The organism is Archangium sp., from assembly GCF_057119385.1.
Genome location: NZ_DBNGVP010000158.1, coordinates 17,657 through 38,774, shown reverse-complemented (window position 1 = coordinate 38,774; position 21,118 = coordinate 17,657). Strand labels below are relative to the sequence as shown.

The window sequence follows — 21,118 nt, the reverse complement described above, 5'->3', positions numbered from 1 at the left end:
GTCCAGGCGCGAGCGGAGCCAACGTCCGCCCGGCAACGAGCGCCCGCCAGGCAGGCCGCCGCTACTCCAGCCGCAGCAGGCTCTTCACCGTGTCCTGCACCACCTTGGACTGCACCGGCTTGACCAGGTAGGCGCTGGCCCCGAGCGCCATGGCACGCTCCCGGTCCTCGACGGCCGACTCGGTGGTGATGACCACGATGGGCACCGTGCGGTACGCATCCGTCTGCCGGATGTGGCGGATGAGCTTCAACCCGTCCATCAACGGCATGTTGATGTCCGTCAGCACGAGATCGTAGCGGCCCAGGGTGAGCTTCTTGAGGCCCTCGGCCCCGTCCTGCGCCTCGTCGGTGTGGAGCCACGAGCCCAATCGCTGCAGCGCGTACATGAGACTGCGCCGCATGGCCAAGGAGTCATCCACCACCAGCGCGCGGATCTGCTGCGTCATGGCTCCCGACCATAGCACCGCCGGACGCCCGCCTGGGGAACACTCGCCGGGCCCTCCCCATCGGCCGGGCGGGCAAGCCGGCCCGACGCCCGACGAGACAGGTCATGCCCCCGGCGTTACCTGGGAGGAATGCCCGAAGGCAACATCCTCCATCGTATCGCCCGGGTTCACGGTCAGTGGCTCGTGGGGCGGAGCTTCACCGCGGACTCGCCCCAGGGGCGCTTCCCGGCCGGCTGCGGCTCGCCTCCGCTCCACCTCGCCGGGCCTCAGGCTTGCGAGCTCCTCAGCCACGAGGACGCGGCCGAACTGCGCTCCCGGCTGGGGCCGGACCCACTGCGCCCGGATGCTTCGCCCTCGCGCGCCCTCGAGGCCCTCCGAAAGGGACGGATTCCCCTCGCCGCCGCACTGCTGGACCAAGGGCGCATCGCTGGCGTGGGGAACATCCTGCGCGCCGAGGCCCTGTTCCTCGCGCGGCTGCCGCCCCTGCGCCCCGCCTCGGAGCTGCGTATCGCGGAGTTCGAGCGGCTGTGGGAGGCCCTCCGGCTGTTGATGGAGGACGCGGCCCGTGATGGGCGCATCGTCACGCCCCATGCGCCCCCGGCCCCCTGGGAGACGCCCGGCAAGCGCCGCGAGGATCGCTTCAGCGTCTACGACCGCGAGGGACAGCCGTGTCCCCGGTGTGCCACGCCCCTCTCGCGCGTGACGCTGGCCGGACGCGGACTGTTCTTCTGCCCTGGGTGCCAGACTCCGCACGAACACACCGCGTCAGTGGCGCGGCGAAAGGAGATGGAACACGCTCCCAGGAAATGAAGAGAGCACCCGCGCTGCCGCTCCTGCTCCTGGCCCTTGGAATCGCCCTGTTGTCCACCGCATGCGCGACCTCGCAGGTGCACATCACCGATGGGCAAGCACGGCAGGCTCCAACACTATCGAGTGTTCCTCGGCATGAGGTCGCCCGCCCCGGAGAGACCCGGCAACAGCAGGCACCGGGTGTCCAGGAGCAAGCAGCGTTCACGAGTGAAGGTACCCAGGTGAGGGGGCTCCCGGTGGGCATCCGCGAGGTACCCGATGGTCGCTGGCAGTTGCTCTTCCCACCTCGTCTGCTCAACCCGGCCCTGGAGGTGCTGAGCCTCGACGACGTGCGCCCTCTGCTCGACGCCCTCGCACCTCTCGCGCCACCAAGGACCCGGACCCCTCGGCTGCGCCTATTGGAGAGTCCTGGAGCTGACCGGGCTTCCCCCGGCCACGATTCCGACTGGGAAGCACGCCTGCGCGAAGAGTTGCTCTCCCGCTTCGGCCCTCCTCTGCTGCCTCTCCCAGAGTCTCTCTCCTCCAGCCGCCTCTTCCTCGCCCTCCAGCTCTCCACACGCTATGTGGCCGAGGGCATCCGCGAGGCCGCCGTCGCCCTCTTCGCCTCCCCTGCCTTCGTCATCAGCGTCTGCTTCTCCATCGTCGTCTACTTCTCCGCCTGGTTGGCACCCGAGCCGCTGTTCTCGAAAGCGTTCGCCGCAACCCTTACCTTGCGACTCTCCCTCGCCGTGGGTCTGTTGGAACTGGGACAGGTGGCGATGGCCTGCCTTCGCCTGTATCAGGAGGTGGAAACCGCCTCCACACCCGAGGCGTTGGAGGCCGCATCCGCTCGCTTCGGCAGGTCCATGGGCGGCACCTATCTCCGAGTGCTGGTCACGGTGGGCTCCCTGGGCCTGGCTCGCCTCATTCCCCAGGTACCCGAGGGTGGAATCTGGCGACTGTTGCCGCCGGTGACGTCCGAGGGGCTCGTCATCCTGCAGCAGTCCGCATCCACCGCCCAGGTGGTGGCGGATGGAACCCTCATCGTCTCTGGCGTAGCCGCAGGCACGGCTACCTGCTCCGGTCTTGCCCTGTGCTCGACAAGCGCTTCGAGCAACACCCCCAATAACGCTCCCAAGCTCTCTACCCGTTATGGCAAGCCCCACACCCGGAAGAACCCGCCGCACAATGAGGCCATCGAGGACGAATTGGCCGCGCGGGAGGCGGCGGGGCATACCGACTTGCGGAAGAACAAGGCACAAGTCAGTGCCCAGAAGAAACTCGTTGAAGACCCGAATCCAGTCAGAGGAACACACTTCCGCAAGCCCGACGTGTCCTCCATTCGACCCGATGGCGTGCGGCACAACATCAACTACGTGTCCAATGCACGAGACATGCGGCGCGAACTGGAAGCTTTCGATTCCATGGTCCGCGCGGATGCCAGGGCCATCCATGAATTGTACCTGCTTGATGGAACCCTGGTGAGACGGCACGTTCCCTCAGGCGTGCTCTACCCGTAGAAAAGGGAACAGGCCATGCCACGCGAACTGGACCTGGAACAGTGGAAGGACGACCTCGTCACGGCATGCAGATTCGGTGAAGAGGAGCGGGCCCGCGCCCTGGTGCAGAAACCCGGTCCGCGCAAAGCCAGGGCCTTGCTCGAAGCCATGATGGACGAGGAGGAAGGACTCGTACGTCAGGCCGCGGCATTCGGACTGGGCGAACTGGGAGGTGCCGCCAGTGCTCGACGCTTGGAGCAGCAACTCGTCCGCGAAGAGGCCCGCGGTGATTACGATGGAAACTCCGTCGCGGAAGCCATCACACAGGCACTGGGGCGTCTCAAGGATGCAGGCGCTCGCTCGACCCTCATCCGCAGGTTGCAGCGAAGTAGCGTCGGCACCATGGACCCCGCGGACCTGTGTACGCTGGCGCGTGCCCTCTGGCGCAGGCGCCATCTGGAACTGCTGCCGCCCGTCCGCAAGGCCCTGGAGCAACTCACTCCAACTGCTCCCACGGCCCTCCATGGCCTGCTCGTGCTGCTGGAAATGACGCCAGAACAGCTCCGTACGTGGGCACAGGACATGTCGATTCCCATCGAACTCAAGGAGGAGGTCCTCTCGGTCCTCACCGAGGACATCACCGAGGCACTCGTCCCCACCCTGCCCTCGTTCATCTCCACGGCCCATGCCTTTCCCGAAACGACAGTGCGGGAGGAAGGGGTGGTCTCCTCATACTACCTGGCGTTGCTCACCCTCTTGCTCCGGCACAGGGAGCAAGTGCTTCCCCAGCTCTCCCCCGAGACCCGAGCCGAGCTCCGGGCTCTGGCTCGAAGGCTGGTGGCTGCCACGGCGCTGAGCAACTGCGCCATTCGCGCCGCCGTCCTGCTGCAGTACGTGGGAACTTCCGAGGACGCCGAACTCCTCCTGGCTCACCGCCCAGCGGAACCCGTCCTGGCCAAGGTATTCGACGACGCCGCCCAGGCCCTGCGCCCCCCTCCAGTCCAATAGCTCTGACTGTCCGCATGCGCCGGGGCCTCTGGTCGGCTACAAACCTTCACATGCTCCGCCGCACCGCCCTCGCCGCCTTCAGCCTGTCGCTGGCCGCCTGCTCCACCCCGCAGCACAACACCCGGGAAGTGCTCCAGCGCGCCGACACCCGCTTCTTCATCCGGGAGCAATGTCAGCCCAAGACCACCGCCTCGTTCTCCCGCAACCAGGTCTCCGGGCTCGACGAACTGCCCGCCGCCCTTCGCGAACGACTCCTCGCGGACCTGCCCGTGGAGGCCACCGGCAGCAGGCCGTTCATCCAGTGCCAGGACGTCGCGGCCCGGCTCCTCGAGGACCGGCTTCATGCCCTCTGCTGGCCGGAAGCACGCGTGACGTGGCAGGCCGATACGGTCACCGGCGCCTCCGCATCCCAGCCCCGGCTCACCGTCCAGCTCGGGGCGCGCTACCAGGTCGGTGACATCTGGGTCGTCCAGCGCAAGAACGCGACGGTGCCCGCGGCTCGCATCATCAAGGCGGCGCAGAGCGCGCTCCCCAAGGACAGGGCGTGCACGGCCCGCACGTTCGAGGACATCCGCACCCAGGTCTCCAAGCTCGGGACCTTCCACCGGGTGCTCGTGGTCCCCGGCCCACCACCCGGCGGCGAGCAGAAGAAGGTCCCCGTGGTCGTCGACATCAGCGAGAAGCCTCCGGTTCAGAAGCCTCCGGCTCCCCGCGCGAAGTGACCGGCCATCCCGCTCAGGTGGCGCAGTGGGAGAGCTGGCGGAACAGCGCCGCGTGCTCGGGATGGCGGGCGGCCAGGTCCTCGCCTCGGGGCATCTCCCAGTCCGCGAAGTCGAAGCCCGGTCCCACCGTGCAGCCGCACAGCGTGTAGTCCCCGCGAGGCCGCGCCGCCTGCAGCACCCCGGCCGGTACGAGCACCTGCGGACGCTCGCCCCTGGCCACATCCCTGCCCAACGTCACCGTCTCCAGGTGGCCGCGTTCGTCGAGCAGGTACATCGTCAGCGCGTGCCCGTCGTAGAAGTGCCACAGCTCAGCCGAGCTCACCCGGTGCCAGGCGGCGAACGTGCCTCGCGGCAGCAGGTAGTAGATGGCCGTGCCCACCGAGCGCGTACCTCGCGGCGTCTCCACCGGCACCGTCGAGCGCCAGGTCTCGCGGTAGAAGCCGCCCTCGGGATGCGGCGCCAGCCCCAGTGTCCTCACCAGTTCATCGACCATGCCGGCCAGTGTAGCGCCACCGTGGCGTGTGACACCGCCGAGGTGGCGCGAGGCGAAGCGCCTGTTTATCTTGCGCCCCCACCCCCGATTCCAGCCGCGGCCTCATGGGACACGTTCACATCATCCGAGACTTCCCCTCCCCTCTCGAGGGCCGCTCCCGCACCGTGCGCATCTACACGCCCGATGCGTACGACTCCGCCCCCGAGGGCCACCGCTTCCCCGTCCTCTACATGCTCGACGGGCAGAACGTCTTCGCCCACCCGGAGTCCGCCGTCTACGAGACCTGGTGCGCCAACCTCACCCTCGAGCACCTCGTCCGCGAGGGCTCCATCGAGCCGTGGCTCATCGTCGCCGTGGACTCCACGCACCACCGGCTCGCCGAGTACTCCCCCTGGGACGAGCCCCGCGGCAACATCCGCGCCCAGGCCGAGCCCTACATCCGCTTCCTCCTCGACTCGCTCAAGCCCTACGTCGAGCGCGTCTACCGCACCCGCCAGGGCTCCGAGTGGACCGGTGTCATGGGCTCCTCCCTCGGCGGGTTGATGGCCCTCTACCTCGGCAGGCACTACCCGCACCTGTTCGGCCGCATCGGCGGCCTGTCTCCCTCGGTGATGTGGGGCTGGAACCAGCTCTTCTCCGATTGGAAGAGCCACACCCGGCAATGGTCGCGCATCTACCTGGACGCGGGTGCCGAGGAGATCATCGATCCCGTCGGCTACACCATGTTCTACGGCGACGCCACGCGCGACTTCTACCACCACCTCAAGCGCCTGGGTTACGCCGACCACGAGCTCCTGCTCGTGCTCGACCCCGCCGGCCACCATCACGAGCTGGACTGGCAACGGCGGCTGCCCTTCGCCATGGACTGGCTGCTGCGCTGAGCAGGCCGCGCGCCCCGCTCAGGCGCGCGTCTGCTGGATGAAGCGCAGCGCCTCCTGCATCGCCGGCAGCTCCCGGTGACGCGTGAGGTACATCTCGTCCCCCAGGGCACTCCGGTAGACGCCGGGCATCTCGCGGTGCAGCAGCAGCGACTCGCCGAGCCGGTTCACCACCTCCTGGTGGCCGTAGCGGTACTGACGGCTGGAGCGCCGGGCCGCGTGGCACACGTGGTACTTGGGCTCGTAGCGGAAGCTCCGCACGTCCTCCCCGGCCAGCATCCGCGCCCAGAGCCGGTACACGTCGATGTCGCACGCGTAGTTCATCATGTCCGGCAGGTAGGCCCCGGGCGGACGCAGGTTGGCCTCCAGCGCGACGTAGCTCCCGTCCGACAGCCGGAAGAACTCGAGGTGGAACCAGCGCTCGCGCAGCCCGAGCACCGCCACCGCCTTGCGTCCCAGCGTGTCCAGCGCGGGAGGAATCTGCTTGTGGCTCCAGATGGCCAGGTCCCGCTGCTCGAGGACCGACTCCATGATGCCGTCGCTGTACTCGTGGCTGAAGACGAAGATGATCCGCCCCTCCCGGTCCACGAGCCCGTCGTAGGTGACGATGGTGCCGCGCACGAAGACCTGCGCCACGTAGCCGGACAGGGACTCCGCGAAGGCGGCATCCACCTCGGCGTCACTGGACACCTTGAAGGTGCGCGCGGCGCCGACGCCCACGTCGGGCTTGATGACGAGCGGGTAACCCACGCTCCGGGCGAAGGCCTTCACGCCCGCCACGTCCTTCACGGGGATGGCGTCCGGGTGGGGCACGCCCGCGCCCTTGAAGACGTCATGCATGCCCTGCTTGGAGCGCAGGCGGGCGATGTCCGAGGGCAGCAGCCCCGGCACGTGGAAGTCCTCGCGCAGGCGCGCCTCCATCTCGAGCCACGTCTCGTTGAGCGAGTCGATGCGATCGATGCGGCCGTGGCGCCAGGTGAAGTAGCCGGCGGCGCGCAGCAGGGCGTCGTAATCGTTGAGGTTGGGGGTGAAGAAGTACTCGGTGAGGGCCTCGCGCAGCTCGGGCCGGAGGGAGTCGTAGGCAGCATCGCCAATCCCCAGCACGTTCACCCCGAGCTCGCGCAGAGCGGTGACGAAGTGGAAGAACTGGGGCGGAAACTGCGGGGAGATGAAGACGACGTTCATGGCGGCACTTCCGGCGGGTGACTGACGCGCTCCCGATGCCGCTCGATGATGACGCAGAGCGGCAATCAAAGTGAAGGGAGATCAGGGACAACCGCACCACGAGCAGGCCAGCGCCTCCGGTGCCCCGGGCCCCTGTCAGGCCGAACGTGGCTTGGGAGGACGCAACCAGGCCGAGCCTCGAGCGGATAACCCAGGCGGCCGGATTACCCGCCAGTGCCTGGAGTCAGGTCATGCAACGAGCCCATGTCGTCGGTCGTGGCCATCCGTATCGAGCGATGGTTCTCGCAGCAGGTCTTTTCCTCCTGGCCTCTGGGTGTGCACACGTTGGCGAGTGCAATCCGGCCGACAACACCGTCTCATGCTGTTTGAAGGAGCACCCCGGAGAGTACGAACGGTGCGCAACCGTCGCTCCACCCACCCCGCAGTCGCAACCGAATCAGCTGCTACCTGGGCGAGCAGAGACCGCACTCCCCGAGGCAGAAGCCGCGCCGATCCCTGAGCTTCCCACTCTCGACGAGAAGGAGAAGTGGAGGGACATCTGCATGGACCACTACATGAAGTGCAGAAGTGGCAGGCATGATGGCCGGGTCTGGGGTGAGTCGCAGTGCAAGGCGTGCTACGAGGCCTGTATGCGCCACGGCTTCTGGCCATTGCGTGCAAACGAAAAGCCGTGTCCAGGAGCGTGACCCAGGTGACTTCACGGCAAGAGAGAGCCCCGACGTTTGGTGAGGAGCTCGATGCCCTCTTCATGGAGTTGTTCAAGGCCAGGGCGCCCTATGAAGAGCGAAAGCGCGAACTCCTGAAGCTGGAGAAGCGGTGGCTTCAGAGAACGAAGACTCCGGCTCAGCGCCTCGCGGTGCAGCGCATCATCGCGAAGACCATCCTGACCGAGGCATTCGGGTTCGACATGCCGTGGAAGGAGTTCGGGCGATGGCTCCGCCGCATCCAGCAACTCGGCTTCCGCGATCTGGGCATGCGTGTTCACGTCGCCTGCCTCTACGTGCAGTCACTCCACCTCTTCCCTCGGCAGGCCCGCGAGGCATGGGAGATGCTGGAGGACGCGGAGCGGAGAGCGCTCCGGCTTCGTCGCGATCGACCCCTGCGGCAGGAACATCTGGAGTCGATCTCGCACGCGAAGAAGGTGGCCCGGATACCGGCCCCTCAGTAACCCACGTAGGACTGGCCCTGGCCGAGCGACTTGATGCCGGGCACGTTGGACACGGAGCCGTAGCGCTCCACCGCGTAGCGGACGCCCGCGATGATGTTGTCCACGGGGTTGCGGATGTTGTCGTGGCCCGGGAGCTTGTACGCGTCGAATGTCGGCTGGATGGTCTGCATCAGGCCGATCGACGGGTGGCCATCCTTGGCGTTCTGATCCCAGAGGTTGATGGCGTTGGGGTTGCCGCTGGACTCGTGCTCGATGATGCGCGCGATGTCCTGCGGGTTCATCTTGTCGGCCGGCACGCCCGCGGCGCTCAGCTTCTGCATGGCCTCCTTGATCCAATCCCCCACCTGCCCCCGCGGCACGTTGCCCACCGGAGCGCTGGCCTGCGCGCCCTTCGTGGAGGCTCCCCCGTCGAGGTTCACGCCCTTGGGGCCAGAGGCGGACACGAACTCGTCCTTGCTGCCCGGGATGTTGAGCTTCGCACCCGCGTAGATCAGGTTCGCGTCCTTGATCTGCGTGTTGGCCTTCATCAGCTCGCCAACGCTGGTGTGATAGCGCTGCGCGATGTTGCTCAGCGTGTCCCCGGCCTTGATGCTGTAGTTGCCCATGTGCGTGCCCTCGAAGTGTCGGAAGCGAAGTGACTGCGGATGCACCGGCACAAAGCAGGAGGCGTGCCATGCACCCCGCCCTCCTCCCCGGGCCCGCAAGTCCTTGATTCCACGCACATGCACTCGGGTTCCGGCCGCACCTGGTGACAGCCGGCACCGCTCTACACGGGTTGCCCCTGGTGACTGCCCTCACCCCCTGGTGACCGAAGTCACCACCCGGGGGCCGGGCCTCAGCCGGGCCGAGCGACGGACGGAGGCGGCTCGATGGCCGTGCCCCGGCGGTACTCCCGGGGCGCGTCCAGGAACGTGCCCAGCAGCACCCAGCGCCGTGCGTCCTCCTCGGCGCCCGGCTTCGCCATCAGCGGCGTCGTGTAGTGCCAGAAGGGCAGCCGGTACACCGTGATGCCGCCCACGGTGTTCACGCTCCGCATCTCCGAGAAGTGTCCGCCCTTCGCGTAGACGAGCCACTGGTGCGCCACCGCGGGCGTGGCGAACGTGAGGTGCATGTCCACGTAGCCGTCGAAGGCCTCGGCGTCCTCGGGGTGGTGATCGTTGTGCGGGCCCGTGTAGTCCCCCGGGCCGTAGCACAGCGCCTGAATCCCCCACTTGCGCCGCAGCGCCCGCCCGCTCACCGACGACGCGAACGCCGCGAAGCTCTCCGAGCGCATCATCGCCACCAGCCCCACGGCCTCGGCCGCCTTCCACGAGCGCGAGCGCCGGCTCTCCAGCAGCGCCGTCCTCACCCGCACCGTCTTGGGCAGCAGCTCCGCGTAGTTCTCCGTCATCCCCCAGATGCTCTCCGGGGGAATCGCATCCTCCATCTGCGTCAGCGTGTCGCGCAGCGCCTTCTCCAGCAGCTCCCGGCACGCCACCGCCTTGCGCGCGTCCAGCACCCCGCCGAGCGCCACGAAGCGCTGTCCCGGCCGCAGCAGCGCCCCACAGGCCTCGCTGTCTTTCCCCTCCAGGATGCGCCGCCCCTTCGGGGTGAGCAGCTCCGCGAACTCCGTGGGAAACGTCTTCATGCCACTGCCTCTACCGTCACCGGCGCTTGCGCGCCAGATCCACCAGCGCCGGGCCGATCTCCCCGAGCGGCAGCACCCGGCTCACCGCGCCGGTGGCCACCGCCTCCTGGGGCATGCCGTAGATGACGGCCGTCTCCTCGGATTCGGCCCACACCTCGCCGCCCGCCTTGCGGATGACCTTGGCGCCCACCGCCCCGTCCGAGCCCATCCCCGTCAGCACCACGCCGATCGTCTTGGAGCCGAACACCTCGGCCAGGCTCATGAAGAGCCGATCCACCGAGGGCGCGTGCTTGTCCTGCATCGTCGGCGGCGGCGTGCCCACCACGTACTGCCCGTTCTGCCGGTACACCACCAGCTGCCGCCCGCCGGGCGCGATGAAGACGTGGCCCGGGGCCAGCACGTCTCCCTCCTGCGCCTCGCGCACGGAGAAGGGCCCCAGCTTGTCCAGCCGCTCCGCGAAGGCGCGGGTGAACTGCTTGGGCATGTGCTGGCACACCAGCAGGCACATGGACGGCTCCCGCGCGAGCGACTCCAGCAGCCGCTGCACCGCCGGTGGCCCGCCCGTGGACGCCCCGATGCCCACCACGAACGAGGGCTCCAGCGGCGTCACCTTCGGCTTGCGCGCCACCGGCTTCACCTCCGCCGGGCGGATCAGCCTCGCCGCCTGCACCTTCTCGTGCAGCTCCTTGCGCAGCTTCTCCAGCACGTCCGGCGTGGGCTTGGCCGGCTTGGCGATGAAGTCGAAGGCCCCCAGCTCCAGCGCCTTGAAGACGTCCGTCTTGTGCGCGTAGCTGGAGATGACGATGACGGGCGTGGGCGCCGAGCTCTTCAGCAGCCGCAGGAACGAGTACCCGCCCAGCCGGGGCATCTCCAGGTCCAGCGTCACCACGTCCGGGTGCAGCGCCAGCACCTGACGCAGGCCCTCGTTGCCGTCGCACGCCGTGCCCACCACCTTCACGTCCGGCGAGGACTCGAGCAGCTCCGTCAGCAGCCGCCGGTTGTGGGCCGAGTCATCCACCACCAGCACCTTCACGGGCTCGTGGGCGCTCACGGGCTGCCTCCTCCGCCGAGCTCCGGCTTGCGGTAGACGAGATCACTGCGCAGGTGCACCAGCTCGAAGTCCGCGCTGAGGTTGATGAGGTTCTCCGAGTGCCCCAGCAAGAGGTAACCGCCGGGCACCAGCTTGTCGTAGATGAGGCGCAACACCCGCTGCCGCGCGGGCGTGTCGAAGTAGATCATCACATTCCGGCAGAAGACGACGTCCGGCCGGGTGATGTGCAGGGCCGCGTCCGGATCCTGCAGGTTGTGGTGCCCGAAGGACACCCAGGCGCGGATGTCGTCGCGCACGCGCACGCGGTTGGGGCCCACGTGGACGAAGTAGCGGGCCACCTTGTCCGGAGGCGTGGCGCGGAGCGCGGAGGGCCCGTACTCGCCCTGGCGCGCGGCGGCCAGCACCCGGCGGGAGATGTCCGTGCCGTGCACCTCCACGTCCCAGCCCTCGAAGCGCCCGCTGTCCTTGAGGAGCATGGCCACCGTGTAGGCCTCCTCCCCGGACGAGCACCCCGCGGACCAGATGCGCAACCGCTTCGTACGGGCGTTGCGGCGCTCCAGCTGGGGCAGCACCTCCTCGGAGAAGGCCTTGAGCTGGCGCGGCTCGCGGAAGAAGTACGTCTCGTGCGTGGTGAGGGCCTCGATGGCCGTCTCCAGCTCGGCGCGGCGCTGCGCGTCGAAGCGCAGGTAGCGGTAGTAGGCGCTGAAGTCCGTCAGGCCCAGCGCCTCCAGCCGCGGCCACAGCCGCCGTTGCATGACGTACTTCATGTCGTCACGCACGAGGATGCCGCAATGGCCGTAGACGAAGTCCCGCAGCAGGCGGAACTCCTCCGCGGTCATCTCCGGCCTGCCTGTATCGAAAGGCATCACCCCCGGGAACCTCCGCGGCAGCTCAGCGCCCAGACAACCGTTCCACCGCGTCCACCAGCGCGCGGCGGGCCAATGAATCCATCTCGGCCGCCAGGGCGGCCCGTGTCGCCGGCAGGCACTCGGGCCCACCGGAGTCTCCCAGCACCCGCGCCGCCGCGGCCCGCACGTCCCAGCTCGCGTGGCCCAGCAGCCCCACCGCCAGCGACACCCCCTCGGACGAGGCCGCGCCCGCCATCAGCGCCGCCTTCACCACCTCATGGTCTCCATGGCCCACGGCCTTCCGCAGCACCTCGTCCCGCAGCGCCCCCAGCCGCGCCAGGGCCTGCACCGCCCGGTACGCGATGGCTCCATCCGGGTGCGGCACCAGGGCCTCCAGGTCCGCCACCCGCTCCAGGGCCCCGCACTCCCCCACCGCATCCAGGGCGGCGAGCCGCACTTCCAGGGCCTCGTCGGCCAGGGCCTGCTTCAACAGCCCCGCCATCGTCTTGTCCCCCACCTGGCCCAGCACCCGCACCGCCGCGGTGCGCACCCGGGGAGACTCGTCCGTCAGCGACTGGCGCGCCAGCTCCAGGCCGCCCACCGGATCCACCGCGGCCAGCACCTCCACCGCAGTGGCCCGCAGCGGCACGGAGGCCTCGCGCGCCGTGCGCCGCACCAGGGGCAGCATGGCCGTGCCTCCCACGCGCACCAGCGCGCTCAGCACCACCGGCTCCGCCCCGTGCTCCAGCGCCGACTCCAGCGCCTGCACCACCTGCTTGGGGAAGTGGGCGGCCAGCGTCACCAGCGCGCGCACCGCCGGCCCGGCCAGCTCCGGGTGCGAGAGCAGCTGCGCCAGGGGCTCCACCGCCTCCAGCGAGCTCGTCCGCCCCAGCGCCTGCACCGCCACCGCCTTCAGGTCCACCTCGCCCCAGTCGAGCATCTGCACCAGCTCGGGGACGAACGTGGCGTCCACCAGCTCCACCAGCACGTGCCCCGCCACCTCGCGGGCCGGGAAGGAGAGCCGATCCATGCTCGCCAGCAGCTCGCGCCCCGTCTCCGGGCCGAAGTACGCCAGCGTGCGCATCACCTCCGGCATCAGCCGCTCTTCCTGCGCCACCTCGGCCACCAGGGGCGCCAGCTGCGGCTCGCGCAGGGCCGCCGCCGCCACGAGCGCTCCGGCCTTCAGCTCGATGTCATCCGACTCCAGCGCGCTGGCCACCCACCCCACCGCCTCCGGCAGCCGCTTGAGCGCCAGCCGCACCGCCGCTTCCATCTCGGGCCGCAGGGACGGCTCGGCCAGGCTCGCCTGGGTGCCCAGGGCCACGAGCGCCGCCTCGCGGGTGGAGCGAGACTCCGCGCCCAGTCCCCGGCACACCAGCTCCGTGGCGGCCACCTGCGGAATGAGGCCCAGCACCCGGTAGGCGCTGCGCTTGAGCGTGGGATTTCCCAGCAACCGCACCACTTCCGGCAGGGGCGGCGGGTGGCGCAGGGCCGCGAGCGACTCCAGCGCGCTCAACTGCAGCAGCGGCTCGGGGTCGTACAGGATGCGCTCCAGCGCGCGGGCCGCGACCTTGCCGCCCACCTGGCCCAGCGCCTCCGCCGCGGCCACCCGGACGTTGAGGTCCGTGTCCTGCATCATCGCCTGCACCAGGGCGTCCTCGGCCTGGGGCTGTCCCAGCTGCCCGAGGATGTCCGCGGCGAACTTGCGTTGATCCGGATCCACGTGCCCGAGCAGCCGCACCAGCGGCCCCACCGCCTCCGCGCCCATGCCCGCGAGCGACTCGGCCGCCGCGTTGCGCGCGCCCGTCTCGTCGCGCTCGCCCAGCACGGAGATGAGACGCTCCACCACCTTGTCGCGCTCGGGCACCCGGGTGAGGCCGTCGGCGGCGGCGCGGCGCACCCGCCAGCTCTCGTCATGGAGCCCCGCCACGAGCGTTTCCCGTGCGCCCGCGGCGGACACGTCCAGCTCCAGCAGGGCGCGGTAACGCGCCTCCTCGGCGTTCCGCCCCTCCTCCATCATCCGTTCACCCTCCGGTCGCACACCATCTCCGAGAGCAGCAACGCCTTCACGTCCAGCAGCAGCTTGAGCCGCTCCTGTCCCCGGGCATCCGGTGCGCGCCGCTCCAGCCCGCGCCGCTCCGGCTGGCGCTTCTCCTGCTTCTCCTGCTCCCGCTTCTCCTGCTCGCCGTACACGCCGACGACGAAGGGGGCCGGGCCCACCGCGCCAATGGCCGGGGCGGGTTTGATCTCACTGCGCCGCAGCCGCACCACCTCGGACACGCGGTCCACGGTGAAGGCCACGCGCCTGCGGCCCAGCCAGCACACCAGCAGCCGCGTCTTCGGCGTATCCACCGGGGCCTCCACGCCGAGCAGCCGCTTGCGCAGATCCACCACGGGGATGATGGAGCCGCGCAGGCGGATGACGCCCTCGATGAAGGGCGGCGCGCCGCGGATGGGGGTGAGGCGCTGGGGCTGGAGGATCTCCTCCACCCGCATGATGTCCACCGCGTACTCCTCGGGCCCGACGAAGAAGGCGCACAGCTGGACGAGCGGATCCCTCTCGGCCGCGGCGGACTCGTCGGCCTGGGACTGCGTCAGCTGGCTGAGGACGTTGAAGCGCTGTCTCATGTGAGGGCCTGCCAGATGTCGAGCAGGATGAAGAGCTGCTGTTTGCGCCGCCCGAGCCCCACCACGCAGTCACGCTCGCCGCCGCCCACGCCGGGAGGGGCCAGTTCCAGCATCGAGGGCCGGAGCCGCACCACCTCGGAGACCGAGTCCACCCAGATGCCCGCCAGCCCGTCCGCCGTCTGCACCACGATGATGCGCGCGCCGCGCGGAGGTTCCGCCGCATCCGGACCCGCCACCAGCGGCGCCTTGTCCGCCAGCCGCAGCTTCACCTTGATGTCGTAGACGGGCAACACCTCGCCGCGCAGGTACATCACCCCGAGCAGGTTGGCCGCGGCGCGAGGCACCTCGGTGAGCGGCGGAACCTTGACGATCTCCCGCACCCCGTGGATGGGCACCGCGTAGTGCTCCCCTTCCAGCCGGAAGGCCAGGTACTCCTCGGGGATCTCCTCGGGAACGGGCTCGACGGTCTCATCGGTGCCGGCCACCAGCTCCTGGATGGGGCCGACGTCCTCATCCGGACGGTAGAAGAAGCTGTCGAGCAGGACGGACAGGGAAGGCACGAGGTAGAGGATAGCAGCCCTACGGCCGGAGACATCACGCGCGGCGTCGTTCCAGGCTCATCCCCTCCTCCAGCAGGGCACCGACATCCAGCACCAGGACGGTGCGCCGGTTGGCCAGGTCCGCGGCGCCCGAGATCCCTCGCACGCCCTGCAGGCGGCCACCCAGCGACTTGACGACGATGTCCTGCTGGCCCTGCAGCTCGTCCACGGCGATGCCCAGCCGCTCCTGGGCCAGGCCGGCGACCACCACGAAGTGCCGGTCGTTCTGGCGCTCGGGGTGGCCGAACTGCCGGGCCAGGCGCATCAGGGGCAGCGTGGTGCCGCGCACGTCCAGCACCTCGCGCCGCTCCACGGTGCGGATCTCCGAGGGCTTCACGGAAAGGATTTCCAGCACGCTGTTGAGCGGCACCGCGTAGGTGCGGCCACTCACGCCCACCACCAGGGCGCGGATGATGGCCAGGGTGACGGGCAGCGTGAGGTGGAAGGCCGTGCCCTGCCCGCGCTCGCTCCACACGTCGATGATGCCGGACAGGTTGCCGATGTTGTTCTTCACCACGTCCAGGCCCACGCCGCGGCCGGACAGCTCGGACACGCTGCGGGCGGTGGAGAAGCCCGGCAGGAAGATGAGGTTGAGCAGCTCGCGCCGGCTCATCTCCCGCGCCTGGACCTCGGTGATGAGGTTCTTGCGCAGGGCCATGTCGCGCACGGCCAGCTCGTCGATGCCGCCTCCGTCGTCGCTCACCTCGATGACGACGTGGTTGCCCTTCTGCTCGGCCCGCAGCGACACGCGCGCACGCCGGGGCTTGCCCGCCGCCATCCGCGCCTCCGGCGACTCCGCGCCGTGGTCGATGGCGTTGCGGATGATGTGCATCAGGGGATCGCTCAGCTCCTCGACGATGAGCTTGTCCAGCTCCACGTCGCCGCCGCCGATGACGAAGTCGATCTCCTTGCCCGCGTCCCGGGCGATGCGGCGCACCAGCCGGGCGAGCCGGTCGAACACCTGGCCCACGGGCACCATGCGCGCCTCGAGCAGGCCCTGCTGGAGCGCGTCCAGCTTGCGCTCCAACTGCCGCGTCTCGCGCGACAGCTCCTGCCCCCACAGCTTGCTGGAGAGCATCACCGAGCCCTCCTGCTGGCGCGCCGTCTCCACCATGCGCTGCAGGTTGGCCTTGATGAGCAGCAGCTCGCCCACGGTGTTCATCAGCGCGTCCAGACGGCTGATGTCCACGCGCACCGTCTGGGTGAGCGAGCGCGCCGACTCGTTCTCCATCCGCGGGCCGCGCGGGGACGCCGGCTCGTCCGTGAGCGTGCGCACCGGGGGCCCGGCCAGCTCGGGGCGGGGGGGCGAGGAGGACTCGCCCATCCGCATCGCCTCCAGCACGCCCTGGGTGAGATCCTCCGGGCTGGCCTCCTCCACGGCGCGCAGCAACGGGGCCTGGACGAGGCTCTCCGTCACGGCCGGGGCGGGCGTCTCCGCGCCACTCCCCTTGGGAGCCCGCTTCTTGCGCGGCTTCTTGGGAGGCGTGGGCGCATCGGCGGCGGGGGCGGACGGGCGGATCCCCTGGGCCACGGACTGCGCCACGGGAGCGGGCGCCGCGGGGGCCTGCGCACTCCCCACGGGACGCACCTTCAGCGAGAAGAGCTGCGCGGGCGTGCCCTGGAGCTTCGCCGCCAGCTCCGCCTCCGGCACCTTGGCGCCGAAGATGAGATCGAACGCGATGCCCGAGGCCCCGCCCGGCTCCGACGAAGGCAGCGTGCTGACGACCTCGCCCAGCGGCTTGAGGCGCGAGTTGAGCTCGGCCAGCCCCGTGTCGAAGTCGGACAGGTCGAACGCGGCGCGCACGCGGTAGAGGGCCACGCCCCGGCGCACGTTCTCGCGCAGGCGGTGCTCCTCGTACTCGGTGAAGACGGCGCGCACCTGCGCGTCCAGCTCCAGCCGATCCAGCGGATCCTCGTCGACGGCCGCCGACGTGACGCCCAGGTTCGCCAGCCGCGAGCCCAGCTCCGTCACCCGCCCGCTCAGGGCATCCGAGGACACCTCGCGGGAAGCCTCGGCCAACAGGGCCTGGAGCACGTCCAGCGCCTCGATGAGCGAGTCCAGCACCTGGTCGTCCAGCGACAGCTTGCCCAGCCGCAGCCGGTCCAGCAGATCCTCGGCCTGGTGGGCGAGCTTCGAGATGCGCTCCTGCCCGAAGAGCGCGGACAGGCCCTTGAGCGAGTGCGCCGCCCGGAAGATGCCGTTGATGAGATCCGGGTCCGGGTCCGAGCCGCGCTGTTGATCCAGCACGAGCAGATCCTTGCCCAGCGCCTCGAGGATCTCCGTCCCCTCGGCAACGAACTCCGCGAGTGCTTTTCCGGCCTGGTTCACGCGAGCTTGAGATAGCGGCGCACGAGCCCGACCAGGCTCTGCGGTGAGAAGGGCTTGACGAGATACTCCGCCGCGCCGAGCGCCAGCCCGCGGTCGCGATCCTTCTCACGGCCCTCGGTGGTGACGATGAACAGCGGCGTGTCGCGGTAGTTGGGGTTCTTCTTGACGAAGTTGATGAGCTCCAACCCGTTGATGTCCGGCATGTTGATGTCGGTGATGATGAGATCGAACCGGTGCCGGGGCAGGAGCTTGAGGGCCTCGAAGCCGCTGCTGGTGGCGATCGCCTCCAGACCGGAGATGGACTCCACCGTCGCGGCGATCAGCTCGCGTGACGCCTTGGAGTCCTCCACGATCAGGATCTTGAACTTCATGGGTTGGAACCGGCCCCCCATCGTAGCAGAACGGAGGGCGGCGGCGAGCTTCAGCCCTTACGTCCGGGCAGGCGGCGTGCCAGATCCTTGTCCGCCAGGACGGCGACCTTCTTGCCTCCCTTGAAAGCCGGGATGAACTTGTCTGTCAGGGAAGCGGCCCGGGCGGCCTCGTCGAGCGCGCCGGTGCCGGGGATTTCCAAGGCCACGCCCTCCACCTTCGCCCGGGCGAGCACCTGGCCGGCGTTGGCGAGCGCCTCACCCAGCGAGGAGGCATCCAGGCCCTTCCTGCGCCCCAGGCCGACGACGAAGATGCGGGGCACGGGGAAGCGGCCATCGGCGGGCAGCAGGAGCGAGTCGCCCTGGGCGCCCACGAAGAAGCCGGACTGGAGCACGCGCGACAGGGCGCCGCACAGCCGCCAGTCCACGAAACCGGCCGAGCCCGGCAGGGGCCGGTCGTCCTCGCCGACGAAGAGGCAGAGCGCGTCCACCCCCTCCAGCGAGTCCAGGCCCTGCAGGCCGATGTCGTAGGCGGCGACGTTCACTGCTTCCCCAGCGCCACGGCCACGCGGTCCAGCAGGCCGTTGACGAAGGCGCTGGACTCCTCGGTGCCGAAGTTCTTGCCCAGCTCCACCGCCTCGTTGAGGGACACCTTCTTGGGGATGTCCGGGCGGTACTTCAGCTCGAAGACGCCCAGGCGCAGCACGTTGCGGTCGATGCGGGACATGCGGTCCAACCGCCAGTTGTGGCTGTGCTGCTCGATGAGCCGGTCGATCTCCGCCCGGTTGCCCATGACGCCGTCCACCAGCTCGCGGGCGAACTTCACCGCCTCGGCCTCGCGGTGGGACTCCTCGGTGGCGGCCCACGCGGACTCCAGGGCCTCGTGGACGGAGCCGGGCGTCATCTCCAGTTGGTAGAGCGCCTGCAATGCGCGCTCCCGTGCGGTTCTCCGAGCGCCCATGGCTAGCCCTTCTTCCCGTCCGAGGCCAGCGTGGTGGCCAGCTTCGCGTGGAGGTTGACCATCTCGATGCAGGCGGCGGCGGCCTCCGAGCCCTTGTTGCCGGCCTTCACGCCGGCCCGGTCGATGGCCTGCTCCACCGTGTCGCACGTGAGCACGCCGAAGGTGACGGCCGCCTGGGCGTTGAAGGCCACGGTGCCGATGCCCTTGGCGCACTCGCCCGCCACGTAGTCGAAGTGCGGGGTGCCGCCGCGGATGACGGCGCCCAGGGTGATGATGCCCACGTAGGCGCGCGAGTCCGCCACGCGCCGCGTGAGCGCCGGCAGCTCATAGGTGCCGGGGCAGCGGAAGACGTCGATGTCTCCGTCGGCCACTCCGTGGCGCACCAGCGTGTCCACGGCGCCCTTCACCAGCTCCTCGGTGATGAACGCGTTGAAACGGGCCACGCAGATGGCGAAACGGCCCTTGGGAGGAAGAAAGTCACCTTCGATGTAGCGAGGCATGTGCGGCCCCTCTCTACACCAGCCACCCGGCTGGCGTCCCTACAGAGTTTTCGTCGTGCGGCGGCGGGGAGGACGGCGCGCGGCCACCCGCCGGACGGGCTCGGCGGACAGGGTGAGCGGAATCTGCTCCACCACCTCCAGCGAGTAGCTCTCCAACCCCACGATCTTCTTGGGGTTGTTGGTGAGCAGCCGCAGCCGGGACAGCCCCAGGTCCTTGAGGATCTGCGCCCCCACGCCGAACTCGCGCAGGCGCGTCTGATCGTTGTTGCCCGGCACCGCCTCCTCGTTGGAGACGTGGGTGCACTGCAGGCGGTTCTTCGGGGGCACGTCGCGCTGGAGGAAGACGACCACGCCGCGCCCCGCCTCTTGAATCCGCTGGAAGGCCTGCTCGAGCTGGCTGCCGCAGTCGCACCCGGCGCTGCCCAGCAGATCTCCCACGAGGCAGGCCCGGTGGACGCGGGTGAGCACGGGCTCGCGGCCGGAGATGTCCCCCTTGACGAGGGCCACGTGCACCGCGCTGTCCACGTCGCTGCCGTAGGTGTAGGCCTGGAAGGTGCCCTGCCCCCGGCGCTCCAGCGTCGCCTCGCCGATGCGCCGGATGAGCCGCTCGCGCTCCAGCCGGTAGCGGATGATGTCGGCCACGGACAGCAGCACCATCTTGTGCTTCCGGGCGAACTTCACCAGGTCCGGCCGGCGGGCCATGGTGCCGTCCGGGTTCATGATCTCGCAGATGACGCCCGCGGGCGTGAGGCCGGCCAGACGCGCCAGGTCCACGCTGCCCTCGGTCTGCCCGGTGCGCACGAGCACGCCGCCGTCACGGGCGCGCAGCGGGAAGACGTGGCCGGGGCGCGCCAGGTCGCTCGGCTTCGCGTCGGGGGCCACCGCGACCTGGATGGTGTGGGCACGGTCCGCGGCGGAGATGCCGGTGGAGACGCCCTGGGCGGCCTCGATGGAGACGGTGAAGGCCGTCTGGAAGGAGGAGGTGTTGTCCTGCACCATGAGGGGCAGGTTGAGCCGGCGGATGCGCTCCTCGACGAGCGACAGGCAGATGAGCCCGCGCCCGTGGGTGGCCATGAAGTTGATGGCCTCCGGCGTCACCTTCTCCGCCGCCATGACGAGGTCTCCCTCGTTCTCCCGGTCCTCGTCATCCGTGAGGATGACCATGCGCCCCTTGCGGATCTCCGCCAGCGCCCGCTCCACCAGGGAGATGCTGTCCGACTCGTGCTGCCTGCCACCGCGCGCCATTGCTTCCTGGCCTTTCCTTCGAATCATCCGCCGAAACCCGCCGCCTTGATGACCGCCTCGGAGAGCCCGCCACCCGGGCCCTGGCGCAGCGACACCAGCCGCGCCACGTACTTGCCAATCATGTCCCCCTCCAGGTTCACCCGCTCGCCCACGGCCTTGGCCCGGAGCGTGGTGCGCTCCTGCGTCTCGGGGATGAGCTGCACGCTGAAGCGGTCCACCCCCACCGAGTTGACGGTGAGGCTGATGCCGTCGATGGCCACCGAGCCCTTCTCGATGAAGAAGGGCGCCAGGGCCTCGGGGAGCCGGAACACCATCACCCACGAGCCGCCCTCGGGCCGCGTCTCCAGCACCTCGCTGACGGCGTCCACGTGACCGCTGACGAGGTGGCCGCCCAGCCGGTCGCCCAACGCGAGCGCCCGCTCGAGGTTGACGCGCGAGCCGGGGGCCACGGCTCCCAGGGTGGTGCGCCGGAGCGTCTCCGGGGCCGCCTGCACCCGGAACGACTCCCCGCTCCGCTCCACCACCGTCAGGCAGGCGCCGTCCACGGCGATCGATTCACCGAGCGCGAAGTCCTTCGCGCCCAGCGCCGTGCGAATCCACACGTCCGTCATCCCTCCGGGGATGACCCGCTCCACCACACCGATGTCCTGGATGAGTCCGGTAAACATTTCGGGCTGGCTTATAACGGATTCCAGCACGAGGTTCCGCTAGAGCCTGCCTCGACCCCCCAGGCAAGCTCACGAGGGCCATCACCCCCGGATGCCGTCCAGGAGGA

The 21,118-nt window shown here is 69.6% G+C and carries 23 protein-coding genes; 6 read left to right on the top strand and 17 right to left on the bottom strand.

What is annotated here, in order from left to right; all coding sequences use genetic code 11:
- Positions 1-61 precede the first annotated feature (61 nt).
- Complete coding sequence (locus tag AC16DP_RS38450; RefSeq protein ID WP_043409778.1) at positions 62-445, bottom strand: response regulator; 384 nt, start codon at positions 443-445, stop codon at positions 62-64.
- A gap of 129 nt (positions 446-574) precedes the next feature.
- Here AC16DP_RS38450 and AC16DP_RS38445 point away from each other — a divergent pair, with 129 nt between their 5' ends.
- From AC16DP_RS38445 to AC16DP_RS38430, 4 genes are all read left to right on the top strand, one after another.
- The gene (locus tag AC16DP_RS38445; RefSeq protein WP_329728390.1) at positions 575-1,255 is read left to right on the top strand and encodes an Fpg/Nei family DNA glycosylase; all 681 of its coding nucleotides are present in this window, start codon (positions 575-577) and stop codon (positions 1,253-1,255) included.
- A 236-nt stretch (positions 1,256-1,491) separates the two neighbouring features.
- Complete coding sequence (locus tag AC16DP_RS38440) at positions 1,492-2,754, top strand: hypothetical protein (protein WP_329728391.1); 1,263 nt, start codon at positions 1,492-1,494, stop codon at positions 2,752-2,754.
- 15 nt (positions 2,755-2,769) lie between these two features.
- Positions 2,770-3,741, top strand: coding sequence for a HEAT repeat domain-containing protein (locus tag AC16DP_RS38435; protein WP_329728392.1), 972 nt, complete (start codon positions 2,770-2,772; stop codon positions 3,739-3,741).
- A 50-nt stretch (positions 3,742-3,791) separates the two neighbouring features.
- Positions 3,792-4,463, top strand: a complete 672-nt coding sequence (locus AC16DP_RS38430; protein ID WP_329728393.1) for a BamA/TamA family outer membrane protein — start codon at positions 3,792-3,794, stop codon at positions 4,461-4,463.
- A 13-nt stretch (positions 4,464-4,476) separates the two neighbouring features.
- Here AC16DP_RS38430 and AC16DP_RS38425 read toward each other — a convergent pair whose 3' ends face one another.
- A complete protein-coding gene (locus AC16DP_RS38425; RefSeq protein WP_329728394.1) occupies positions 4,477-4,956 on the bottom strand; it encodes a cupin domain-containing protein in 480 nt (159 codons plus the stop codon).
- Between the two features lie 104 nt (positions 4,957-5,060).
- Here AC16DP_RS38425 and AC16DP_RS38420 point away from each other — a divergent pair, with 104 nt between their 5' ends.
- A complete protein-coding gene (locus AC16DP_RS38420; protein WP_329728395.1) occupies positions 5,061-5,837 on the top strand; it encodes an alpha/beta hydrolase in 777 nt (258 codons plus the stop codon).
- A gap of 18 nt (positions 5,838-5,855) precedes the next feature.
- On the opposite strand, the gene AC16DP_RS38415 is transcribed toward AC16DP_RS38420, so the two are convergent.
- The gene (locus tag AC16DP_RS38415) at positions 5,856-7,019 is read right to left on the bottom strand and encodes an ATP-grasp domain-containing protein (protein WP_329728396.1); all 1,164 of its coding nucleotides are present in this window, start codon (positions 7,017-7,019) and stop codon (positions 5,856-5,858) included.
- Positions 7,020-7,701: 682 nt separating this feature from the next.
- Between AC16DP_RS38415 and AC16DP_RS38410 the strand changes: the two genes are divergently transcribed.
- Positions 7,702-8,187, top strand: coding sequence for a hypothetical protein (locus AC16DP_RS38410; protein WP_483956954.1), 486 nt, complete (start codon positions 7,702-7,704; stop codon positions 8,185-8,187).
- On the opposite strand, the gene AC16DP_RS38405 is transcribed toward AC16DP_RS38410, so the two are convergent.
- The 14 genes from AC16DP_RS38405 to AC16DP_RS38340 form a co-directional block, all read right to left on the bottom strand.
- A complete protein-coding gene (locus tag AC16DP_RS38405) occupies positions 8,181-8,792 on the bottom strand; it encodes a transglycosylase SLT domain-containing protein (RefSeq protein WP_329728398.1) in 612 nt (203 codons plus the stop codon). The two genes, AC16DP_RS38410 and AC16DP_RS38405, sit on opposite strands and share 7 nt — an antisense overlap.
- A 230-nt stretch (positions 8,793-9,022) precedes the next feature.
- Complete coding sequence (locus AC16DP_RS38400) at positions 9,023-9,814, bottom strand: hypothetical protein (protein WP_329728399.1); 792 nt, start codon at positions 9,812-9,814, stop codon at positions 9,023-9,025.
- Positions 9,815-9,830: 16 nt separating this feature from the next.
- Positions 9,831-10,865, bottom strand: a complete 1,035-nt coding sequence (locus AC16DP_RS38395) for a protein-glutamate methylesterase/protein-glutamine glutaminase (RefSeq protein ID WP_329728400.1) — start codon at positions 10,863-10,865, stop codon at positions 9,831-9,833.
- Positions 10,862-11,731, bottom strand: coding sequence for a CheR family methyltransferase (locus AC16DP_RS38390; protein WP_414640706.1), 870 nt, complete (start codon positions 11,729-11,731; stop codon positions 10,862-10,864). Before AC16DP_RS38390 ends, AC16DP_RS38395 begins: the two co-directional genes overlap by 4 nt.
- 25 nt (positions 11,732-11,756) lie before the next feature.
- A complete protein-coding gene (locus tag AC16DP_RS38385) occupies positions 11,757-13,733 on the bottom strand; it encodes a HEAT repeat domain-containing protein (protein ID WP_329728402.1) in 1,977 nt (658 codons plus the stop codon).
- Positions 13,730-14,341, bottom strand: a complete 612-nt coding sequence (locus AC16DP_RS38380) for a chemotaxis protein CheW (protein ID WP_329728403.1) — start codon at positions 14,339-14,341, stop codon at positions 13,730-13,732. The genes AC16DP_RS38385 and AC16DP_RS38380 overlap by 4 nt, the downstream gene beginning before the upstream one ends.
- Positions 14,338-14,901: a chemotaxis protein CheW gene (locus tag AC16DP_RS38375; protein WP_329728404.1), complete on the bottom strand. Its 564-nt coding sequence runs from the start codon at positions 14,899-14,901 to the stop codon at positions 14,338-14,340. The genes AC16DP_RS38380 and AC16DP_RS38375 overlap by 4 nt, the downstream gene beginning before the upstream one ends.
- Before the next feature lie 34 nt (positions 14,902-14,935).
- Positions 14,936-17,269 (bottom strand): chemotaxis protein CheA, encoded by a 2,334-nt coding sequence (locus AC16DP_RS38370; protein WP_329728405.1) that lies wholly within the window; start codon positions 17,267-17,269, stop codon positions 14,936-14,938.
- Positions 17,266-17,640 (bottom strand): response regulator, encoded by a 375-nt coding sequence (locus AC16DP_RS38365; protein WP_043409781.1) that lies wholly within the window; start codon positions 17,638-17,640, stop codon positions 17,266-17,268. The genes AC16DP_RS38370 and AC16DP_RS38365 overlap by 4 nt, the downstream gene beginning before the upstream one ends.
- Before the next feature lie 50 nt (positions 17,641-17,690).
- Entirely contained in the window at positions 17,691-18,182 is a 492-nt protein-coding gene (locus tag AC16DP_RS38360) for a M17 family peptidase N-terminal domain-containing protein (RefSeq protein ID WP_329728406.1), read from the bottom strand.
- Positions 18,179-18,598: a transcription antitermination factor NusB gene (nusB, locus tag AC16DP_RS38355; protein WP_329728407.1), complete on the bottom strand. Its 420-nt coding sequence runs from the start codon at positions 18,596-18,598 to the stop codon at positions 18,179-18,181. Before nusB ends, AC16DP_RS38360 begins: the two co-directional genes overlap by 4 nt.
- Positions 18,599-18,600: 2 nt before the next feature.
- Positions 18,601-19,098 carry a 6,7-dimethyl-8-ribityllumazine synthase gene (gene ribH, locus AC16DP_RS38350; RefSeq protein ID WP_329728408.1) on the bottom strand — a complete coding sequence of 166 codons (498 nt, stop codon included), beginning with the start codon at positions 19,096-19,098 and terminating at the stop codon, positions 18,601-18,603.
- 39 nt (positions 19,099-19,137) lie between these two features.
- Entirely contained in the window at positions 19,138-20,370 is a 1,233-nt protein-coding gene (gene ribB / locus AC16DP_RS38345) for a 3,4-dihydroxy-2-butanone-4-phosphate synthase (RefSeq protein WP_329728409.1), read from the bottom strand.
- Positions 20,367-21,011: a riboflavin synthase gene (locus tag AC16DP_RS38340; RefSeq protein ID WP_329728410.1), complete on the bottom strand. Its 645-nt coding sequence runs from the start codon at positions 21,009-21,011 to the stop codon at positions 20,367-20,369. Before AC16DP_RS38340 ends, ribB begins: the two co-directional genes overlap by 4 nt.
- Between the last annotated feature and the right edge of the window lie 107 nt (positions 21,012-21,118).

Coding starts and splice junctions, on each gene's coding strand:
- AC16DP_RS38425 (WP_329728394.1), bottom strand. CDS start 4,956: ATGGTCGATGAACTGGTGAGGACACTGGGGCTGGCGCCGCATCCCGAG.
- ribB (WP_329728409.1), bottom strand. CDS start 20,370: ATGATTCGAAGGAAAGGCCAGGAAGCAATGGCGCGCGGTGGCAGGCAG.
- AC16DP_RS38400 (WP_329728399.1), bottom strand. CDS start 9,814: ATGAAGACGTTTCCCACGGAGTTCGCGGAGCTGCTCACCCCGAAGGGG.
- ribH (WP_329728408.1), bottom strand. CDS start 19,098: ATGCCTCGCTACATCGAAGGTGACTTTCTTCCTCCCAAGGGCCGTTTC.
- AC16DP_RS38430 (WP_329728393.1), top strand. CDS start 3,792: ATGCTCCGCCGCACCGCCCTCGCCGCCTTCAGCCTGTCGCTGGCCGCC.
- AC16DP_RS38380 (WP_329728403.1), bottom strand. CDS start 14,341: ATGAGACAGCGCTTCAACGTCCTCAGCCAGCTGACGCAGTCCCAGGCC.
- AC16DP_RS38340 (WP_329728410.1), bottom strand. CDS start 21,011: ATGTTTACCGGACTCATCCAGGACATCGGTGTGGTGGAGCGGGTCATC.
- AC16DP_RS38390 (WP_414640706.1), bottom strand. CDS start 11,731: ATGCCTTTCGATACAGGCAGGCCGGAGATGACCGCGGAGGAGTTCCGC.
- AC16DP_RS38450 (WP_043409778.1), bottom strand. CDS start 445: ATGACGCAGCAGATCCGCGCGCTGGTGGTGGATGACTCCTTGGCCATG.
- AC16DP_RS38445 (WP_329728390.1), top strand. CDS start 575: ATGCCCGAAGGCAACATCCTCCATCGTATCGCCCGGGTTCACGGTCAG.
- AC16DP_RS38415 (WP_329728396.1), bottom strand. CDS start 7,019: ATGAACGTCGTCTTCATCTCCCCGCAGTTTCCGCCCCAGTTCTTCCAC.
- AC16DP_RS38365 (WP_043409781.1), bottom strand. CDS start 17,640: ATGAAGTTCAAGATCCTGATCGTGGAGGACTCCAAGGCGTCACGCGAG.
- AC16DP_RS38385 (WP_329728402.1), bottom strand. CDS start 13,733: ATGATGGAGGAGGGGCGGAACGCCGAGGAGGCGCGTTACCGCGCCCTG.
- AC16DP_RS38435 (WP_329728392.1), top strand. CDS start 2,770: ATGCCACGCGAACTGGACCTGGAACAGTGGAAGGACGACCTCGTCACG.
- AC16DP_RS38420 (WP_329728395.1), top strand. CDS start 5,061: ATGGGACACGTTCACATCATCCGAGACTTCCCCTCCCCTCTCGAGGGC.
- AC16DP_RS38405 (WP_329728398.1), bottom strand. CDS start 8,792: ATGGGCAACTACAGCATCAAGGCCGGGGACACGCTGAGCAACATCGCG.
- nusB (WP_329728407.1), bottom strand. CDS start 18,598: ATGGGCGCTCGGAGAACCGCACGGGAGCGCGCATTGCAGGCGCTCTAC.